This is a genomic window from Monashia sp. HAY1-5C (assembly GCF_056755255.1).
Map to the genome: position 1 here is coordinate 1 of NZ_JBPGXG010000332.1, position 278 is coordinate 278.

1 protein-coding gene is annotated in these 278 nt (G+C 66.2%); it reads right to left on the reverse strand.

Going from position 1 to position 278, the window contains the following annotated elements; genetic code table 11:
- The coding region (locus ACR9ZK_RS21905; protein WP_481344062.1) for a bifunctional hydroxymethylpyrimidine kinase/phosphomethylpyrimidine kinase at positions 1-278 on the reverse strand (278 nt) is incomplete at both ends.

Consider the following 278-nt stretch of genomic DNA (forward strand, 5'->3'; position numbering starts at 1 on the left):
TCTTGATACCGGCCGTCACGAATGCCTTCGCAGTCCGGGCAGCTTCCAGCGGGGTTGCGCCCTTGGCCAACTCTGCGGTCACAGCAGCGGCAAGCGAGCAACCGGCGCCGGACACGGCCACCTCGCCCACTTTCGCTGCGCGCAGGACTTCCAGCGTCTCGCCGTCGTAATAGACGTCGACGGCGTCAGGGCCTTCCAGCCGCACCCCACCTTTGGCGAGGACCGCAGCGCCGCTGATTTCGTGGATGCGGATGGCCGCGGCTTTCAGAGATTCTTCG